We start from the raw sequence: 15339 nt of genomic DNA on the forward strand, positions 1-15339 counted from the left end.
GATGCCATGCCGTGCGCCCGGACAGTTTCTTTCGCATCGGCCGCCATGATGGCCATCACGATTGCCGACGCCTCGCTTTCCGCGGAAAAGAGCGTGCGGCTGAACTCGCAAAAGGCGGTCATCCGTTCCGACCACGTCCTGATGGTTCCTCTGGACGCGGAAATGACGCCGCCGATCTTCTCGATCAGCTGGTGGTCGCGGGTGAAGCCCGCTTCAAGCGTCGATCCGCCGGGTTACCTTCTTAAGAGACCAGACGAGATGACGAAGAATACCGGTGGGGAGCTGAATGATCTTGCTCGCCGACCCGAATAGTGAGGCAAAGAAAAGCCGGCACCGGCTTCGATATCGGTTCGGAACTGAAGTCCTTACGCCGCGCGGCGGATCAGGATGTGCTTCTTCTTACCGAGCGAGAGCTTGATGACGCCGTCGGCGGTAATTTCGCCGCTGCCGATCATCTTGCGTTCGTCGCTGACCGCCTCGTCGTTGATGCGGACCGCGCCACCCTGGACGTGACGGCGGGCTTCGCCGTTCGACGAGGCAAGGCCGGCACGAACGATCAGCGACAGCAAGCCGATGCCGCCGTCGAGTTCGGTGGCAGGGATATCGACCGAGGGCAGGTTCTCCGAGAGGCTGCCTTCCTCGAAGGTTTTGCGCGCGGTTTCAGCGGCCTGCTCGGCGGCCGGGCGACCGTGCAGGATCGCGGTAACCTCAGTTGCCAAGATCTTCTTGACCTCGTTCAGCTCCGAACCACCGATCGCCGACAGCCTTGTAATTTCATCCATGGGCAACGTGGTGAAGAGCTTGAGGAAGCGCGGCACATCAGCGTCCTCGGTGTTGCGCCAATATTGCCAGAAGTCGTAGACAGGCAGCAGATCGGCATTCAGCCAGACCGCACCGGAAGCCGATTTGCCCATCTTGGCACCGGACGACGTCGTCAGCAGCGGCGAGGTAAGGGCATAAAGCTGCTGGGTCCCCATGCGGTGACCAAGGTCGATACCGTTGACGATATTACCCCACTGGTCCGAACCGCCCATCTGCAGGCGGCAATCGTAGCGCTTGGCAAGCTCGACGAAATCGTAGGCCTGGAGGATCATGTAGTTGAATTCCAGGAAGGACAACGACTGTTCGCGGTCAAGGCGCGTCTTCACACTGTCAAAGGACAGCATGCGGTTGACCGAGAAATGGCGGCCGACATCGCGCAGGAACTCCAGATAATTCAATGAGCGCAGCCACTCGGCGTTGTTGATCATCAGCGCGGCGGTGGCGGGCCTGTCATAATCGAGGTAGTTCGAGAAGCAGGTTTTGATCGAGGCGATATTCTGCTCGATCGTCTCGATCGTCATCAGCTTACGCGCCTCCTCCTTGAAAGAGGGATCGCCGACCATACCGGTGCCGCCGCCCATCAGCGAAATCGGGCGGTGGCCCGTCGCCTGCAGCCAATGCAGCATCATGATCTGTGTCAGGTGGCCGACGTGAAGACTGGATGCGGTCGGGTCGTAGCCGATATAGGCCGTCACGGTTTCCTTGGCGAACAGGTCGTCGAGGCCGCTTTCATCGGAGATCTGATGAATGAAGCCGCGCTCTTTCAGCGTGCGGAGGAAATCGGACTTGAACTCGGACATAGGTTTCGTCTCTTGGTGTCTGCTCCGCACCGCTTGGGGGCTTGGCGCAAGTTCGTTGTTGTTGATCTGTCGCGGCGCGTTTAGCACTGTTTTTATAAAAGTGCATCCGGGAATCGCATGGGAGGCAAGCCTCATGGATGTCATCAGGACCGCGATCGGGCTGATGAGCGGCACGTCGATGGACGGAATCGACGTCGCGTTGATCAGGACCGACGGCCGCGGCTTCATCGAGCGCGGGCCGTTCATGGGCGTGCCCTATGACGCGGATTTTCGCCGGCAGCTCAAACGGGCGCTGGAACTGTCGCGTCCACTCAGTGAGAGAAGCCAGCGACCGGCTGAGCTTCGCGATATCGAGCTTGGACTGACGTTGCGGCATGCAATTGCCGTTACGGCATTCATGGAGCGTTTCGGGCTAGCGGCCGATGCTGTCGATGTTCTCGGCTTCCATGGTCAGACAGTGCTTCATCGTCCTGATGACGGATTGACGATCCAGATCGGCGACGGCGAGGAACTGGCGCGCCGGACCGGCATATCTGTGGTCTACGACATGCGCGCCAACGACATGGTTCATGGCGGGCAGGGCGCGCCACTGGTGCCGGCCTATCACGCAGCACTTGCGGGAAAATTCCAGCAGGCGGGACAGGCGGTGTGCTTCGTCAATATCGGCGGCATCTCCAATCTCACCTTTATCGGCACCGACGGCCGGATATCGGCGTTCGACAGCGGTCCGGGCAATACGCTGATCGACCAGTGGGTGGAGATGCAGACCGGCAAAACTTATGACCCTGGTGGTGAGATCGGCGGGCGCGGCAAGGTCGTGGCCAGCCTGGCGGAACGCTATCTGCAAAGTCCGTTCTTCCGCGGCAATGTTCGCCGTTCGCTGGACCGCGGCGATTTTGCGCCGCTTCAGTCCGAGGAAGCGAGCCTTGAAGACGGCGCCCGGACGCTGGCGCATGTCGCCGCCGCCTCGATCATCAAATCCACCAGCTTCCTGCCGGAGACCCCAGCGCTCTATATCGTCTGCGGCGGCGGGCGGCTGAACGCCACTCTCATGGCGGAGTTCTCAGTCATGGCCGAAAGGCTGGGCTCGAGGGTGTTGACGGCCGACGAGGCGGGCTTCGACGGCGATGCGATGGAAGCCGAGGCCTGGGCCTATCTCGCCGTCCGATCGCTGGACGGGCTGCCGCTGACATTCCCCGGCACGACAGGGGTCGCGGCTCCCGTCAGCGGTGGGGTGCTGGCAACGCCATGACAGAGCAAAGGGTCATACTGAAGACGCCACGGCTTACCTTCGTCATGTGGGACGAAGGCGATGCGATCCTGGTGCAACAGCTGCATTCGACGATGGCGACGACCCGATACCTGTCCGGCAACGTGCCGTGGAGCCTCCAAAAGGCTGAGGAACGGCTACGCGGCTGGCTCGAGGAACAGGCGCGCGACGGCACGACCAAATACAAGCTCCTCGCCGAGGACGGCAGCTTCGTCGGCCGCGCGGGGATTTCGAAGTTCAGGAACGAGCAATTCGAACTCGGTTATTCCCTGCGCAAGGAGGCTTGGGGCAAGGGCCTGGCGACCGAAGCGGCGAGCGCGTTGGCCGACTGGTTCCTCGAACGGCAGTTTGCATCCGGCTTCATCGCCTTCACGCATCCCGACAACATCGCTTCGCAGCGTGTGCTCAGAAAGATCGGCATGCGGGAACGCGCGCCGATCCTGATCGATGGAGTGCTGGACGCGGCTTTCGAGTTCACCGCCGATATGCGGCCGGCAAAGCCTTGGAGCCTTTCCTGACCCGGAAAAGCTCTAACTTTTTACGGCGACCGGCCGGACGTTGGATTCGCGTCCAGCCTGGTGGCCATCCTCGACGCCCCTGACCTGGGCGATAAACGAGAATTTCTTGCGAAGGCCGAGGATCGGCTTCTCGATGAAATGCCAGGACAGCACCGCAACGGCGAGAGCCGATGGCAGGCCGACGAGATAGAGCGCCAGCGCACCATATTTCGGATAGAGGAAAACCGACGGGAACGAGCTGATCCAGATCTGTAAAAACGGGTCGTGATAAAGATAGACGCCGTAGGAATAGTCGCCTTTCCTGAAAAAGGCCGGGATGGGCACCTCGGACAGGCCGACGAAGACGGTGATGTAAACAAGAGAGGTGATGACCAGGGGCCGGTTGAGCACCGACTCCGTCGCCCGGCTGTCGAGGGTGAGGATGGCGACGATGCAGACCAGGCAGGCAGCGCCGAATATCCAGCGGGAATGCGGAATGACTGCCCTGAACTGAAAGGCGACGATGCCCATCATGAAAGCCGTTATCAGCTGGGAGCCTCGGCTCATGAACAGGAAGCGAGCGATCGGCTTGATCGAGCCTGGCAGCAGGTAGGGCATCTTCTGCACGATAAGGCCGACGACGATGTAGGCGATCGTCACCGCCAGCAGCTTGTAGCGCGTCTTCACAATGGCGGTGATCATCAGGAACGACATGATGATGTAGCAGAAGATTTCCCAGGGAACCGTCCACAGAGCGCCGTTGACGCGCTGGCTCGGATTATCCTGGAAGACGCCCGGAAGCTCGTAATGGATCCAGCCGACGATATTCAGGAAGTATTTGAAAAACCGCTGATCGGCAAAATATTCTGAATGATAAACGGCCGTAATGATCGGCCCGATGATCAACGAACAAACGACGATATCGACGGCAAGGGCCGGGACGATGCGCAAGCCTCGGTTGATCAGAAAATTCCGGAGGCTTAGACGCTGGGCGCTGCCGGCGATCAGAAATCCGCTCAACGCGAAGAACATCGGAACAAGAGCGTATTCAGTGAACCAGAATACTGACCCCCTGATGAAGTCATTGTTGTCGGTTAACAAAAAGGAATGGGTCAATACGATGGAAAAGGCGAGCCCTATTCGAAGGAAATCGAACCCCGGACCAATTCCCCTATACTTATCCAGGACTTCCCCGAACGACTTGGTCATTGCGGACCTCGCTTTTGTTAGGATCGCGAGGACCCTACCGCACTGCAACATGGATTGCAACACGATAGGTGATCTGTTCCGGCACAGCCGGCCCGGTTGTGTTCCGGACCGTCATGGCATTGATGAGGCTGAGATTTGTGGTGTCAGCGAATCCGCTTGGCGGCCGGTTCCGGCACCAGTTCGCCGTTGAGGCGGCGGTCGAGATAATCCTCGCATTCGCCCATCAGCGTTTCCACCTGACCATTGAAGAAGTGGTTGGCATTGGCAACGGTGCGGTGGGTGATGAGGATGCCCTTCTGGGTCTTCAGCTTCTCCACAAGGCCGTTGACATCCTTCTCAGGCGCTACCTTGTCGGCCTCGCCGTTGATGATCAGGCCGGAGGAGGGGCAGGGCGCCAGGAAGGAAAAGTCGTAGGTGTTCGGCTGCGGCGAGATCGACATGAAGCCTTCGATTTCCGGCCGGCGCATCAGGAGCTGCATGCCGATCCAGGAGCCGAAGGAATAACCGGCGACCCAACAGGTCTTGGAATCAGGATGCAGGCTCTGCACCCAGTCGAGCGCCGAGGCGGCATCCGAGAGCTCGCCGGCGCCGTGGTCGAATTCGCCCTGGCTGCGGCCGATTCCCCGGAAATTGAAGCGCAGCGTCGTGAACCCGCGCTTCTGGAACATGTAGAAGAGCTGATAGACGATCTGATTGTTCATCGTGCCGCCGAACTGCGGATGCGGATGCAGAATCAGGGCGATGGGCGCGCTTTTTTCCTTGGAGGGCTGGTAGCGGCCTTCAAGACGGCCGGCTGGGCCGTTGAAAATAACTTCGGGCATTGGTACTCCGGGTTTTATTTCGCGTTCGCGCTGCGTTGGATGACAACATGACTTGACTAGTGTTGTCAGCTTTTCTAAAACGCAGTTTAGAACAATTCGAAACTTGCATGGCGATCCACGCATCGTGGAACGTGTCATAAGGCAAGCCCGGCGGAAATTTCAAGAAAAATGAACCGCGGCCGCTGAAGCAAGCTCGTCAAGCGCAGGACTGAAGATCATGGCGCCGCCACGCCTTTATCTCGACTGGAATGCCACAGCGCCGCTGCACCCCGCAGCACGCGCGGCGATCATGCGCGCCATCGACGTATTTGGCAATCCGAACAGCGTGCATGGCGAGGGCCGCGCCGCGCGCGCCGCCATCGAAGGCGCACGACGCAAGGTGGCAGCACTTGCCGGCACCGATGCCGGCAATGTGGTCTTTACCAGCGGTGCGACCGAAGCCGCCAATCTGGTGCTGACGTCGGATTTCCGCATGGGCCGCACGCCGCTTCGCCTTGGTCATCTCTATTTTTCGGCGATCGAGCATCCGGCTGTGCGCGAAGGCGGCCGCTTCGCCAGAGAGAAGATGACGGAGATCCCGGTGACGGAAGCCGGCATCGTCGATCTCGATGCACTCGGCCTCCTGCTCGATGCGCATGACAAGGCCGCTGGCCTGCCGATGGTCGCTATCATGCTTGTCAACAACGAGACGGGCATCGTCCAGCCGGTCGAGGCGGCCGCAAAGATCGTCCACGCCCATGGCGGCCTCTTCGTTGTCGACGCCGTGCAGGCGGCCGGCCGCATCGCGCTCGATATCGGCAAGATCGGCGCCGACTTCATGATCGTTTCCTCGCATAAGATCGGCGGGCCGAAGGGCGCCGGCGCGCTCATTGCGCAGGGCGAGGCGCTGATGCCCAGGCCGCTGATCCAGGGCGGCGGGCAGGAGCGGGGTCACCGCTCAGGGACACAGAATTCGCTGGCGCTGATCGGCTTCGGCGCGGCAGCAGAAGCGGCGGTCGACGAACTCGCGGCGCGCAATGCGGCAATCGGTGCGTTGCGCGAGCGGCTCGAAGCCGGCATGCGTCAGGCGGCAGCCGATGTGATGATCCACGGCGAGGGTGGCGAGCGTGTCACCAATACGATCTTCTTCACCCTGCCGGGGCTGAAGGCCGAGACCGGACAGATCGCCTTCGATCTCGAAGGCGTTGCACTTTCCGCAGGCTCGGCCTGCTCATCGGGTCGGCTTGGCGAAAGCCATGTGCTGACAGCGATGGGCCGTGACGCCAAGCTTGGAGCGCTGCGCATCTCGCTCGGCTTTTCGACGACGGAAGAGGATATCGACAGGGCGATTGCGGCTTTCGCCAAGATCGCCTGCCGGCGAAGATCGGCTGGCGAGGCGGCTTGAGCCGCGTCAAAACTTGCGGAAATGCAAATTTCCGCTTGCCAATCGGGCTGAAAAGTCCCTTTTGGCCTCTTACATAAAGGGCAAGACAATTGCCCAAACGCTACAAGCTGCCGGACCTTGTATCCGGCGAGATTGGAGAATGAGATGGCTGCGGTGCAGGAAACAATCGACCAGGTGCGCCTGATCGATGTGGACCAGTATAAATACGGTTTCGAGACCGTCATCGAGATGGACAAGGCGCCGAAAGGCCTGTCCGAAGATATCATCCGCTTCATTTCGGCGAAGAAGCAGGAGCCGGAGTGGATGCTGGAATGGCGTCTCGAGGCCTATCGTCGCTGGCTGACGCTGGAAGAGCCGACCTGGGCGCGCGTCGACTATCCGAAGATCGATTTCAACGACATCTATTATTACGCCGCGCCGAAGAGCACGCCGGGTCCAAAATCGCTCGACGAGGTCGATCCGGAGCTGTTGAAGGTCTATGAGAAGCTCGGCATCCCGCTGCGTGAGCAGGAGATTCTTGCCGGCGTCGAGAAGCCGAAGATCGCCGTCGATGCCGTTTTCGACAGCGTCTCGGTCGTTACCACGTTCAAGGCAGAGCTGAAGAAGGCCGGCGTGATCTTCATGTCGATCTCGGAAGCCATCCGCGAGTATCCGGAACTGGTGCAGAAGTACCTCGGCTCCGTCGTTCCGACGAGCGACAACTACTATGCAACGCTCAATTCGGCGGTCTTTACCGACGGTTCCTTCGTCTTCGTGCCGAAGGGCGTTCGCTGCCCGATGGAGCTTTCCACCTATTTCCGCATCAACGAGAAGGGCACGGGCCAGTTCGAGCGCACGCTGATCATTGCGGAAGAGGGTGCCTACGTCTCCTATCTCGAAGGCTGCACGGCGCCGCAGCGCGATGAAAACCAGTTGCATGCCGCCGTGGTCGAGTTGGTTGCGCTCGACGATGCCGAGATCAAATATTCGACGGTGCAGAACTGGTATCCGGGCGACAAGAACGGCAAGGGCGGCATCTACAACTTCGTGACCAAGCGTGGCGATTGCCGCGGCGACCGTTCGAAGATTTCCTGGACGCAGGTCGAAACCGGCTCGGCGATCACCTGGAAGTATCCGTCCTGCATCCTGCGTGGCGACGACAGCCGCGGCGAGTTCTATTCGATCGCCGTGTCGAACGGCCATCAGCAGATCGACAGCGGCACCAAGATGATCCATCTCGGCAAGAACACGTCGAGCCGTATCGTCTCCAAGGGCATCGCCGCCGGTGTTTCCAACAACACCTATCGCGGCCAGGTTTCGGCTCACCGCAAGGCGTCGAACGCGCGCAACTTCACCCAGTGCGATTCGCTGTTGATCGGCGACAAGTGCGGCGCCCATACCGTGCCTTACATCGAGGCCAAGAATTCGACGGCGCAGTTCGAGCATGAGGCGACAACCTCGAAGATCTCCGAGGACCAGCTGTTCTACTGCCTGCAGCGCGGCATCCCGACCGAAGCGGCGATCGCGCTGATCGTCAACGGCTTCGTCAAGGAAGTCCTGCAGGAACTGCCGATGGAATTCGCCGTCGAGGCGCAGAAGCTGATCAGCATCTCGCTGGAAGGCTCTGTGGGCTGACATGGAAACTGCGCAGTTTATTGATCAGGTGGCCACACCGATTGGCGTGGCGACTGCCAGTCTTTTCGTTTTTCGCCGCAAACGGCCGAACGCGGAGAGAATGAGCTGGATAATGAGCATTGCGGGAGCCGCCATGGTGCTTGTTGCCTTTGTGGCACTTAAGCGCTTCTTATAAACTGATCCCCACATCTGCTTTTGTACAGACGCTGGGTCGCTAGTGCCCGAGTACACAGGAAAAACGAAATGCTTGAAATCAAGAACCTCCATGCCCGTATCGCCGAAGACGGCACCGAGATCATCCGTGGCCTGAACCTGACCGTGAAGGCCGGCGAAGTTGCCGCGATCATGGGGCCGAACGGCTCCGGCAAGTCGACGCTCTCCTATGTGCTGTCCGGCCGCAGCGACTACGAAGTCACCGAGGGTGACATTCTCTACAATGGCGAGAGCATTCTCGAGCTCGATCCGGCCGAACGCGCCGCCAAGGGCATCTTCCTTGCCTTCCAGTACCCGGTCGAAATTCCGGGCGTTGCCACCATGCAGTTCCTGAAGGTGGCGATGAACGAGCAGCGCAAAGCGCGTGGCGAGGACGAGCTGACGACGCCGGACTTCATGCGCCGCGTCAAGGATGCCGCCGGCAAGCTGCAGATCAATACCGAAATGCTGAAGCGGCCGCTGAATGTCGGCTTCTCCGGCGGCGAGAAGAAGCGGGCCGAGATCCTGCAGATGGCGCTGCTCGAACCGAAGCTCTGCGTGCTTGACGAAACCGATTCCGGCCTCGACATCGATGCGCTGAAGATCGTCGCCGACGGCGTCAACGCGTTGCGTTCGCCGGACCGCGCGGTCGTGGTCATCACCCACTACCAGCGCCTGCTCGACTATATCGTGCCGGATACCGTCCACGTGCTCTACAAGGGCCAGGTGATCAAGTCGGGCGACAAGACGCTGGCGCATGAGCTGGAAGCCAACGGCTATGCCGACATCATCGGCACGGCGGCCTGAGTTTCGGGTGGAAAGGACGACGTCCATGAACATGCAGACGACGAGCCGCCTGACTGCGGCCGAGACGGCGCTGATCGAGGCTTTCAACCAGCAGATCGGCGAGCTTCCGGGCAATGGCGCGGTGACGGCACTGCGCGACCGGCTTCTCGACGACCTGAAGAAAGCCGGCCTGCCGACGCGCCGCATCGAGGCCTGGCACTATACCGACCTCAAGAACCTGCTGCGCACGGTCCCGCAGCAGGCGGGCGATGCCGGCTCGCAGTCTTTGGAGCCGCTCGTTGATGACGCCACGGTGCTGGCGGTGATCCAAGGCCATTCCAACCAGAAGGCTACGGTCGACGGTCTTGGCGTTTCGGCCTATTCCGAACGTCTGCTTGACGGCTCTGCCGCAGGCGGGCTCGATGCGCTCGGCAGCGACGACGCGGTCGGCCGCATCAATGGCAGCTTCGTGCGCGACGGCTATGTCCTCGACGTGCCTGCCGATACCGAGCTTGAAAACCCGCTCGAAATTCAGTTCATCCACGCGGGCGGACAGATCCATACGCGCTTGCCTGTGTCCTTCGGCGCCGGCGTCAAGGCGACGGTCATCGAGTGTCACCTCACGGTGACCGGCGATGCGGCCCTCGTGTCCCATGTCAGCGACATCACGGTGGGCGAAGGCACGGAACTGACCTGGATCATCCTGCAGCAGCAAGGGGCCGACGATACGCATCTCGGCCAGATCCGCATCGATCTCGGCGCTGACGCCAAGCTCCGGCTTTTCGTCATCAATGCCGGCGGCAAGCTGGTGCGCCAGGAACTGCATATCAAGGTGACGGGCGAGGGCGCCGATCTGACCCTGCGCGGCATCAACCTGCTCGGAGCCGAAAGCCATACCGACGTGACGATGGTGCTCGGCCACGATGTACCGAATACCGGCTCGACCGAAGTCATCCGCAACGTCGTCTTCGACCGTGCCAAGGGCGTCTTCCAGGGCATGATCCGAGTGGCGCCCGATGCGCAGAAGACCGATGCGAAGATGGCCTGCAACACACTGTTGATGTCCGACGATGCCGAATTCTCGGTCAAGCCCGAGCTCGAAATCTTCGCTGACGACGTGCAGTGCGGCCACGGCGCCACGGTGACCGATATCGACGCCAACCATCTCTATTACATGATGGCGCGCGGGATTCCGGAGAACAAGGCGCGTGCGATGCTCGTCAACGCCTTCGTCGCCGAGATCGTCGAGGAACTTGATGATGAAGCCCTGGTCGAGGCGCTGGAAGGCGTGATTTCGGCCTGGCTCGAAAAGCACGCCTGATCGGATATATCAATGGACAAGATAGTGCCGGCCACGCAATACGACGTCGAAGCCATCCGCCGGGATTTCCCGATCCTGGCGGAGAAGGTGCATGGCAAGCCGCTGGTCTATCTCGACAACGGCGCATCGGCGCAGAAGCCGCAGGTGGTGATCGACGCCATCTCGCATGCCTATAGCCATGAATATGCCAATGTGCATCGCGGCCTGCACTATCTCTCGAATGTGGCCACGGACGCCTATGAGGCAGCGCGCGAGAAGGTGCGCCGTTTCCTCAATGCGCCCTCGGTCAACGACATCATCTTCACGAAGAATTCGACGGAAGCGATCAACACCGTCGCCTATGGCTGGGGCATGCCTAAGATTGGCGAAGGCGACGAGATCGTGCTGACGATCATGGAGCACCATTCCAATATCGTGCCCTGGCACTTCATCCGCGAGCGGCAGGGCGCCAAACTGGTCTGGGTGCCTGTTGACGACGAGGGCGCCTTCCATATCGAGGATTTCGAAAAGAGCCTGACGGAGCGCACCAAGCTCGTCGCCATCACCCATATGTCGAATGCGCTCGGCACGATCGTTCCCGTCAAGGAAGTCTGCCGGATCGCCCATGAGCGCGGCATTCCGGTGCTGATCGATGGCAGCCAGGGCGCCGTGCATCTGCCGGTCGATGTGCAGGATATCGATTGCGACTGGTACGTCATGACCGGCCACAAGCTCTACGGCCCATCGGGCATTGGCGTGCTCTATGGCAAGAAGGAGCGGCTTTTTGAGATGCGCCCCTTCCAGGGCGGTGGCGAGATGATCTTCGAAGTCGCCGAGGACGTGGTTACCTATAACGACCCGCCGCATCGCTTCGAGGCCGGCACACCGCCGATCGTGCAGGCGATCGGGCTCGGTTATGCGCTCGATTATATGGAGAAGATCGGCCGCGAGGCGATCGCCCGGCATGAGGCCGATCTTGCCGCCTATGCGGTCGAGCGGCTGAAATCCGTCAACTCGCTGCGCGTCTTCGGGACGGCGCCCGACAAGGGCAGCATCTTTTCCTTCGAGCTTGCCGGCATTCATGCCCATGACGTCTCGATGGTGATCGACCGGCAGGGTGTTGCGGTCAGGGCCGGCACGCATTGCGCCATGCCGCTCTTGAAACGCTTCGGCGTCACCTCCACATGCCGTGCATCCTTCGGCATGTACAATACCCGCGCCGAGGTCGATGCCCTGGCCGATGCGCTTGAATATGCGCGCAAGTTCTTTGCTTGAGGAGTGTCCGTGATGAGCCTGGACGAAAGCGAACAGAAGACCGACGTGCGCGAAGGCATCGTGCATTCCAGCATTCCGGCCGATGAGCTGGCGCGGCTCAGCGACGACGTCATCAGCGCGCTGAAGACGGTCTACGATCCGGAAATTCCCGCCGACATCTTCGAACTTGGTCTGATCTACAAGATCGACATCGAAGACGACCGGATGGTGAAAATCATGATGACGCTGACCGCTCCCGGCTGCCCGGTGGCCGGCGAGATGCCCGGCTGGGTCGAAAATGCCGTCGGTGCCGTCGAAGGCGTGTCGGGCGTCGAGGTTGCCATGACCTTCGATCCGCCATGGACGCCGGATCGCATGTCGGAAGAGGCGCAGGTCGCTGTCGGCTGGTACTGACATCCCGCGGTATTGATCCGTTTACTTCAGGGTACTACATTTGAGTCACGATGCACCGGATCTTGACCCCGGTTGCGGAAGGAGAATGAGCCGATGGGCTTTGCAATAATGAGCATGACGGACGGTGCTGCGGCCCGCGTCAAGGCGATCGTCGAGAACTCGGGACCGGATGCCAAGGGCGTGCGCGTCGGCATCAAGAAGGGCGGCTGCGCCGGGATGGAATATACCATCGACCTGGTGACCGAGCCCAACGCCAAGGACGACCTGATCGAGCGCGACGGTGCCAAAGTCTGGGTCGAGCCGTCGGCAGCTCTCTATCTGCTCGGCACCGAGATGGGCTTCGAGACGACGACGCTCCGCTCCGGCTTTACCTTCACCAATCCGAACCAGACATCGGCCTGCGGCTGCGGCGAATCCGTCGAGCTGAAGCCTGCCGATCTCGCGGCCCTTGCCGCACAGCGCCAGGGCGAGCCGGCGCATTCCTGATAAGATCTGGTTACCCTCTTCGGGGCCGTGTCGGTGTCTTTTATGGGTGAGCAAAGCGAGGCGCCGCACCGCATGCTCCGTCCTGTTCAGCAGAACCTGTCACAAGAAACGGTGGTGCGCGTTGCGTCTCGATCCCTAGGTACGAGACAACACGGCAGCCGTGAGGGTTGTTGCCGGCCAGCCGAACACCGAGGTTCGTGGAAAATATAGCATCCGGATTCCACCGCTCGTAGCGTCCGGTGCTGAGGAGTTCATCTCGTTCGGCGAAAAATGTTGCCCTCAGGTGCTTTTCCTCGGCTGTCGAGATCGGCTTTGCTCCCTGAACGATTTCGAGGTTGCACGAACGTCTTGATTTACCATCCTGGGGTGGATACTCGGCATCCACGACCACGAAACGAGATTCAGGAACCTCCCAGCGCTGTTCTGTCACCTGGTATCCAAGTAAAAGTGGAAAGGGCACCCTGGGATCCGTCACCGGGGCTACCGTCTTAACGTCGCGCCCAAGGTCGCGTAGTCCTGTTGCATCAAAGTCTTTGCCCGTCTCTACGGCAATTCGACACCGTGTGAACAGATTACGCCAAACGCTGGAAAGGTCCTCGCTAGCGCCGGCACTGGTTATCAGAGCTAAATTCAAAAGAACTGACAAGGTAATGCGGCGCAAGCGGAATTCCCTCCCTGAGGGATATGAGCCCCTGATCGGAGCAATTATTCTAGGCTGCTGATTTCGTAACGGCCAATGCCAGTGCGTAGATCGGCACAAGAGTGATGTAAAACAGTATTATAACAGCGCCACGACTTTGAGGATCGTGCTCAGTCGCGCTTGATGCTCATCAGCATTTCCCACATGTCGGCGCCAGTCTCGAAGACCACGGCGTTTGCCTTATAGCTCTGTTCGGCTTCGATCAGGTCGGTCAGTTCGGCAGCCGGATCGACATCTGACGCCGTCGGGCTGACGACGGCCTGGACGCCGCCTGGTTCAACGGAGGTGAGGCTGGTGTTCAGCCTGGCATAGCCCGGCGTGCTGCTGTTTGCGATGTTGTTGGCGATCCCGCTAATCCGCGTCGTCTGCGCTCGCATTCCCGAAAGAGCAGTGCTCGTAATGCCCGATATGCTCATCGGCCGTTTCCCCAGAACTGGATGAAATTCTTGTACATGCAAGGGCTTAGGGAATGCTGAAGGCGTTGCGTTAGCAAAGACCTATAGGTTCGCGCATCTTCGCATCCATCTGTTCCGGATTGGCACGGAACGGGGGCGGGGGGCGGAGCCATAGCCAGCTTCGCTATCGCGACGCCACCCAGTCGTGCCAATCGCTCTCGTTGCCGTTGAAGACGTTGAGGTCGATCTTGCCGTCGACGCCTTCGGAAAGGCCGGAGCCGGAATACTGCCAGAAGACCCACTTGCGGCCGGGATAGACCTTGGAGGGATGAGCGGCCACCGAGCGCAGCCAGAAGGGATAGTTGAGCAGCTGACCCTTCAAATTGTCGCGGTAGAAATCCGGCGCGGTATAGATGATCGGGCGCTGGCCGTAATGGCGCTCCAGCTTGTCCATGAAAACCTGCATCTTTTCCCGGACGCGTGCGGGAGAGATGCGCCTCTTGCAGCTCGATTCGCCGTTCCATTCGACGTCGATGACGGGCGGAAGAGCGTTGGCTTCCCTCGGCACGTTGCGGATGAACCAGTCGGCCTGCTCACCGGCTGTCCGGCACCAGTAGAAGAAGTGGTAGGCGCCGTGTTTCAGGCCTGCTTCCTTGGCCCGGCGCCAGTTCTTCTTGAACATCGGATCAAGGTGATCGCCGCCGTCGGTCGCCTTGATGTAGACGAAGTTCGCGCCTTGCCGCCGCAACGTCTCCCAGTCGATCTCGCCCTGCCAGCGCGACACGTCGACGCCGTGCACGGCAAGCTTTCTCGGCGAAGTGGAGCCGAAGTTGATCGGCTTGGCATCGCGGAACCGGTGGCCGTAAATTTGTCCGCGTGTCGGCGATCTCGTGCTGACATCGGGCATTGCATTGCCCGCGGGATTGGCCGGCATCAGCAGCGCGACCGGCTTATCTGTCGGCAGCGGCATGCCGACCGGCCTGTCGGCGGGCACGAGCGCCCGCGGTTCTGGAACCTCTCCCGCCCACCTCAACGCCTGCTGCTGCGGGCTTGCCTGCGGCGCAGGATCGCCAACAGCGGCGGCAGGAATCGGGCCGCTCGGCTGCGCGATGGCATTGGTCGTTTCCGGTGACGGCACGTTGCCCAGCACATCTTCGGCGCCAGAACTGGCAGCGCATCCCGAGAGGATCAGGGCGGCGAGGAGGATTGCTGGCACTGCCGATGGACGCATAAGAACCTGCACGCAAAACAAGGGATCGACGGTGATCCATGTTGATGGAAGCCGCCTTTCTGAATTGCTGACAGAAACTTGCTAAGAAAGGTTAAATTTGATCCTTGCGCGTCAAAAGCGGGCAGTCCCCCCCAACCTGTGGAAGGAGGTTTGCCTAACGCTGC

At 60.4% G+C, this 15339-nt stretch carries 16 protein-coding genes; 10 read left to right on the top strand and 6 right to left on the bottom strand.

Going from position 1 to position 15339, the window contains the following annotated elements:
* The first annotated feature begins 6 nt into the window (after positions 1-6).
* Positions 7-312, top strand: a complete 306-nt coding sequence (locus tag OLZ32_RS02275; protein WP_003540019.1) for a hypothetical protein — start codon at positions 7-9, stop codon at positions 310-312.
* Between the two features lie 53 nt (positions 313-365).
* Here the strand turns inward: OLZ32_RS02275 and tyrS are convergent, their stop codons facing one another.
* On the bottom strand, positions 366-1622 hold the full coding sequence (gene tyrS / locus OLZ32_RS02280) for a tyrosine--tRNA ligase (protein WP_264395435.1): 1257 nt from the start codon (positions 1620-1622) through the stop codon (positions 366-368).
* Between the two features lie 133 nt (positions 1623-1755).
* Here tyrS and OLZ32_RS02285 point away from each other — a divergent pair, with 133 nt between their 5' ends.
* Positions 1756-2874 (top strand): anhydro-N-acetylmuramic acid kinase, encoded by a 1119-nt coding sequence (locus OLZ32_RS02285; RefSeq protein ID WP_264395436.1) that lies wholly within the window; start codon positions 1756-1758, stop codon positions 2872-2874.
* Positions 2871-3410, top strand: a complete 540-nt coding sequence (locus OLZ32_RS02290; RefSeq protein WP_264395437.1) for a GNAT family N-acetyltransferase — start codon at positions 2871-2873, stop codon at positions 3408-3410. The genes OLZ32_RS02285 and OLZ32_RS02290 overlap by 4 nt, the downstream gene beginning before the upstream one ends.
* Positions 3411-3422: 12 nt before the next feature.
* Here OLZ32_RS02290 and OLZ32_RS02295 read toward each other — a convergent pair whose 3' ends face one another.
* Positions 3423-4598 carry an acyltransferase family protein gene (locus tag OLZ32_RS02295; protein ID WP_264395438.1) on the bottom strand — a complete coding sequence of 392 codons (1176 nt, stop codon included), beginning with the start codon at positions 4596-4598 and terminating at the stop codon, positions 3423-3425.
* Positions 4599-4741: 143 nt separating this feature from the next.
* A complete protein-coding gene (locus tag OLZ32_RS02300; RefSeq protein ID WP_003540001.1) occupies positions 4742-5419 on the bottom strand; it encodes an alpha/beta hydrolase in 678 nt (225 codons plus the stop codon).
* 217 nt (positions 5420-5636) lie between these two features.
* Here OLZ32_RS02300 and OLZ32_RS02305 point away from each other — a divergent pair, with 217 nt between their 5' ends.
* The 7 genes from OLZ32_RS02305 to sufA all read left to right on the top strand — a co-directional run bounded on the left by OLZ32_RS02305 (position 5637) and on the right by sufA (position 12849).
* Complete coding sequence (locus OLZ32_RS02305; RefSeq protein ID WP_264395440.1) at positions 5637-6803, top strand: cysteine desulfurase family protein; 1167 nt, start codon at positions 5637-5639, stop codon at positions 6801-6803.
* A gap of 144 nt (positions 6804-6947) precedes the next feature.
* Positions 6948-8417 carry a Fe-S cluster assembly protein SufB gene (gene sufB / locus OLZ32_RS02310; protein WP_003539987.1) on the top strand — a complete coding sequence of 490 codons (1470 nt, stop codon included), beginning with the start codon at positions 6948-6950 and terminating at the stop codon, positions 8415-8417.
* 243 nt (positions 8418-8660) lie between these two features.
* The gene (gene sufC, locus OLZ32_RS02315) at positions 8661-9416 is read left to right on the top strand and encodes a Fe-S cluster assembly ATPase SufC (protein ID WP_003539985.1); all 756 of its coding nucleotides are present in this window, start codon (positions 8661-8663) and stop codon (positions 9414-9416) included.
* A gap of 25 nt (positions 9417-9441) precedes the next feature.
* The gene (gene sufD, locus OLZ32_RS02320) at positions 9442-10716 is read left to right on the top strand and encodes a Fe-S cluster assembly protein SufD (RefSeq protein ID WP_264419536.1); all 1275 of its coding nucleotides are present in this window, start codon (positions 9442-9444) and stop codon (positions 10714-10716) included.
* Positions 10717-10728: 12 nt separating this feature from the next.
* Positions 10729-11970, top strand: coding sequence for a cysteine desulfurase (locus OLZ32_RS02325; RefSeq protein WP_264395442.1), 1242 nt, complete (start codon positions 10729-10731; stop codon positions 11968-11970).
* Positions 11971-11982: 12 nt separating this feature from the next.
* Positions 11983-12363, top strand: coding sequence for an SUF system Fe-S cluster assembly protein (locus OLZ32_RS02330; protein WP_003539979.1), 381 nt, complete (start codon positions 11983-11985; stop codon positions 12361-12363).
* A gap of 93 nt (positions 12364-12456) precedes the next feature.
* Positions 12457-12849, top strand: a complete 393-nt coding sequence (sufA, locus tag OLZ32_RS02335) for a Fe-S cluster assembly scaffold SufA (RefSeq protein ID WP_018072227.1) — start codon at positions 12457-12459, stop codon at positions 12847-12849.
* 40 nt (positions 12850-12889) lie between these two features.
* On the opposite strand, the gene OLZ32_RS02340 is transcribed toward sufA, so the two are convergent.
* From OLZ32_RS02340 to OLZ32_RS02350, 3 genes are all read right to left on the bottom strand, one after another.
* Entirely contained in the window at positions 12890-13510 is a 621-nt protein-coding gene (locus tag OLZ32_RS02340) for a hypothetical protein (protein ID WP_264419538.1), read from the bottom strand.
* 149 nt (positions 13511-13659) lie between these two features.
* Complete coding sequence (locus tag OLZ32_RS02345) at positions 13660-13965, bottom strand: flagellar basal body rod protein FlgC (protein ID WP_264395444.1); 306 nt, start codon at positions 13963-13965, stop codon at positions 13660-13662.
* Positions 13966-14128: 163 nt separating this feature from the next.
* Positions 14129-15175, bottom strand: a complete 1047-nt coding sequence (locus OLZ32_RS02350; RefSeq protein WP_264395445.1) for a GH25 family lysozyme — start codon at positions 15173-15175, stop codon at positions 14129-14131.
* Positions 15176-15339: the final 164 nt, after the last annotated feature.

Origin of the sequence: Rhizobium acaciae, assembly GCF_025941625.1 — a bacterium.
In the GTDB taxonomy this organism is placed as follows: domain Bacteria; phylum Pseudomonadota; class Alphaproteobacteria; order Rhizobiales; family Rhizobiaceae; genus Rhizobium; species Rhizobium acaciae.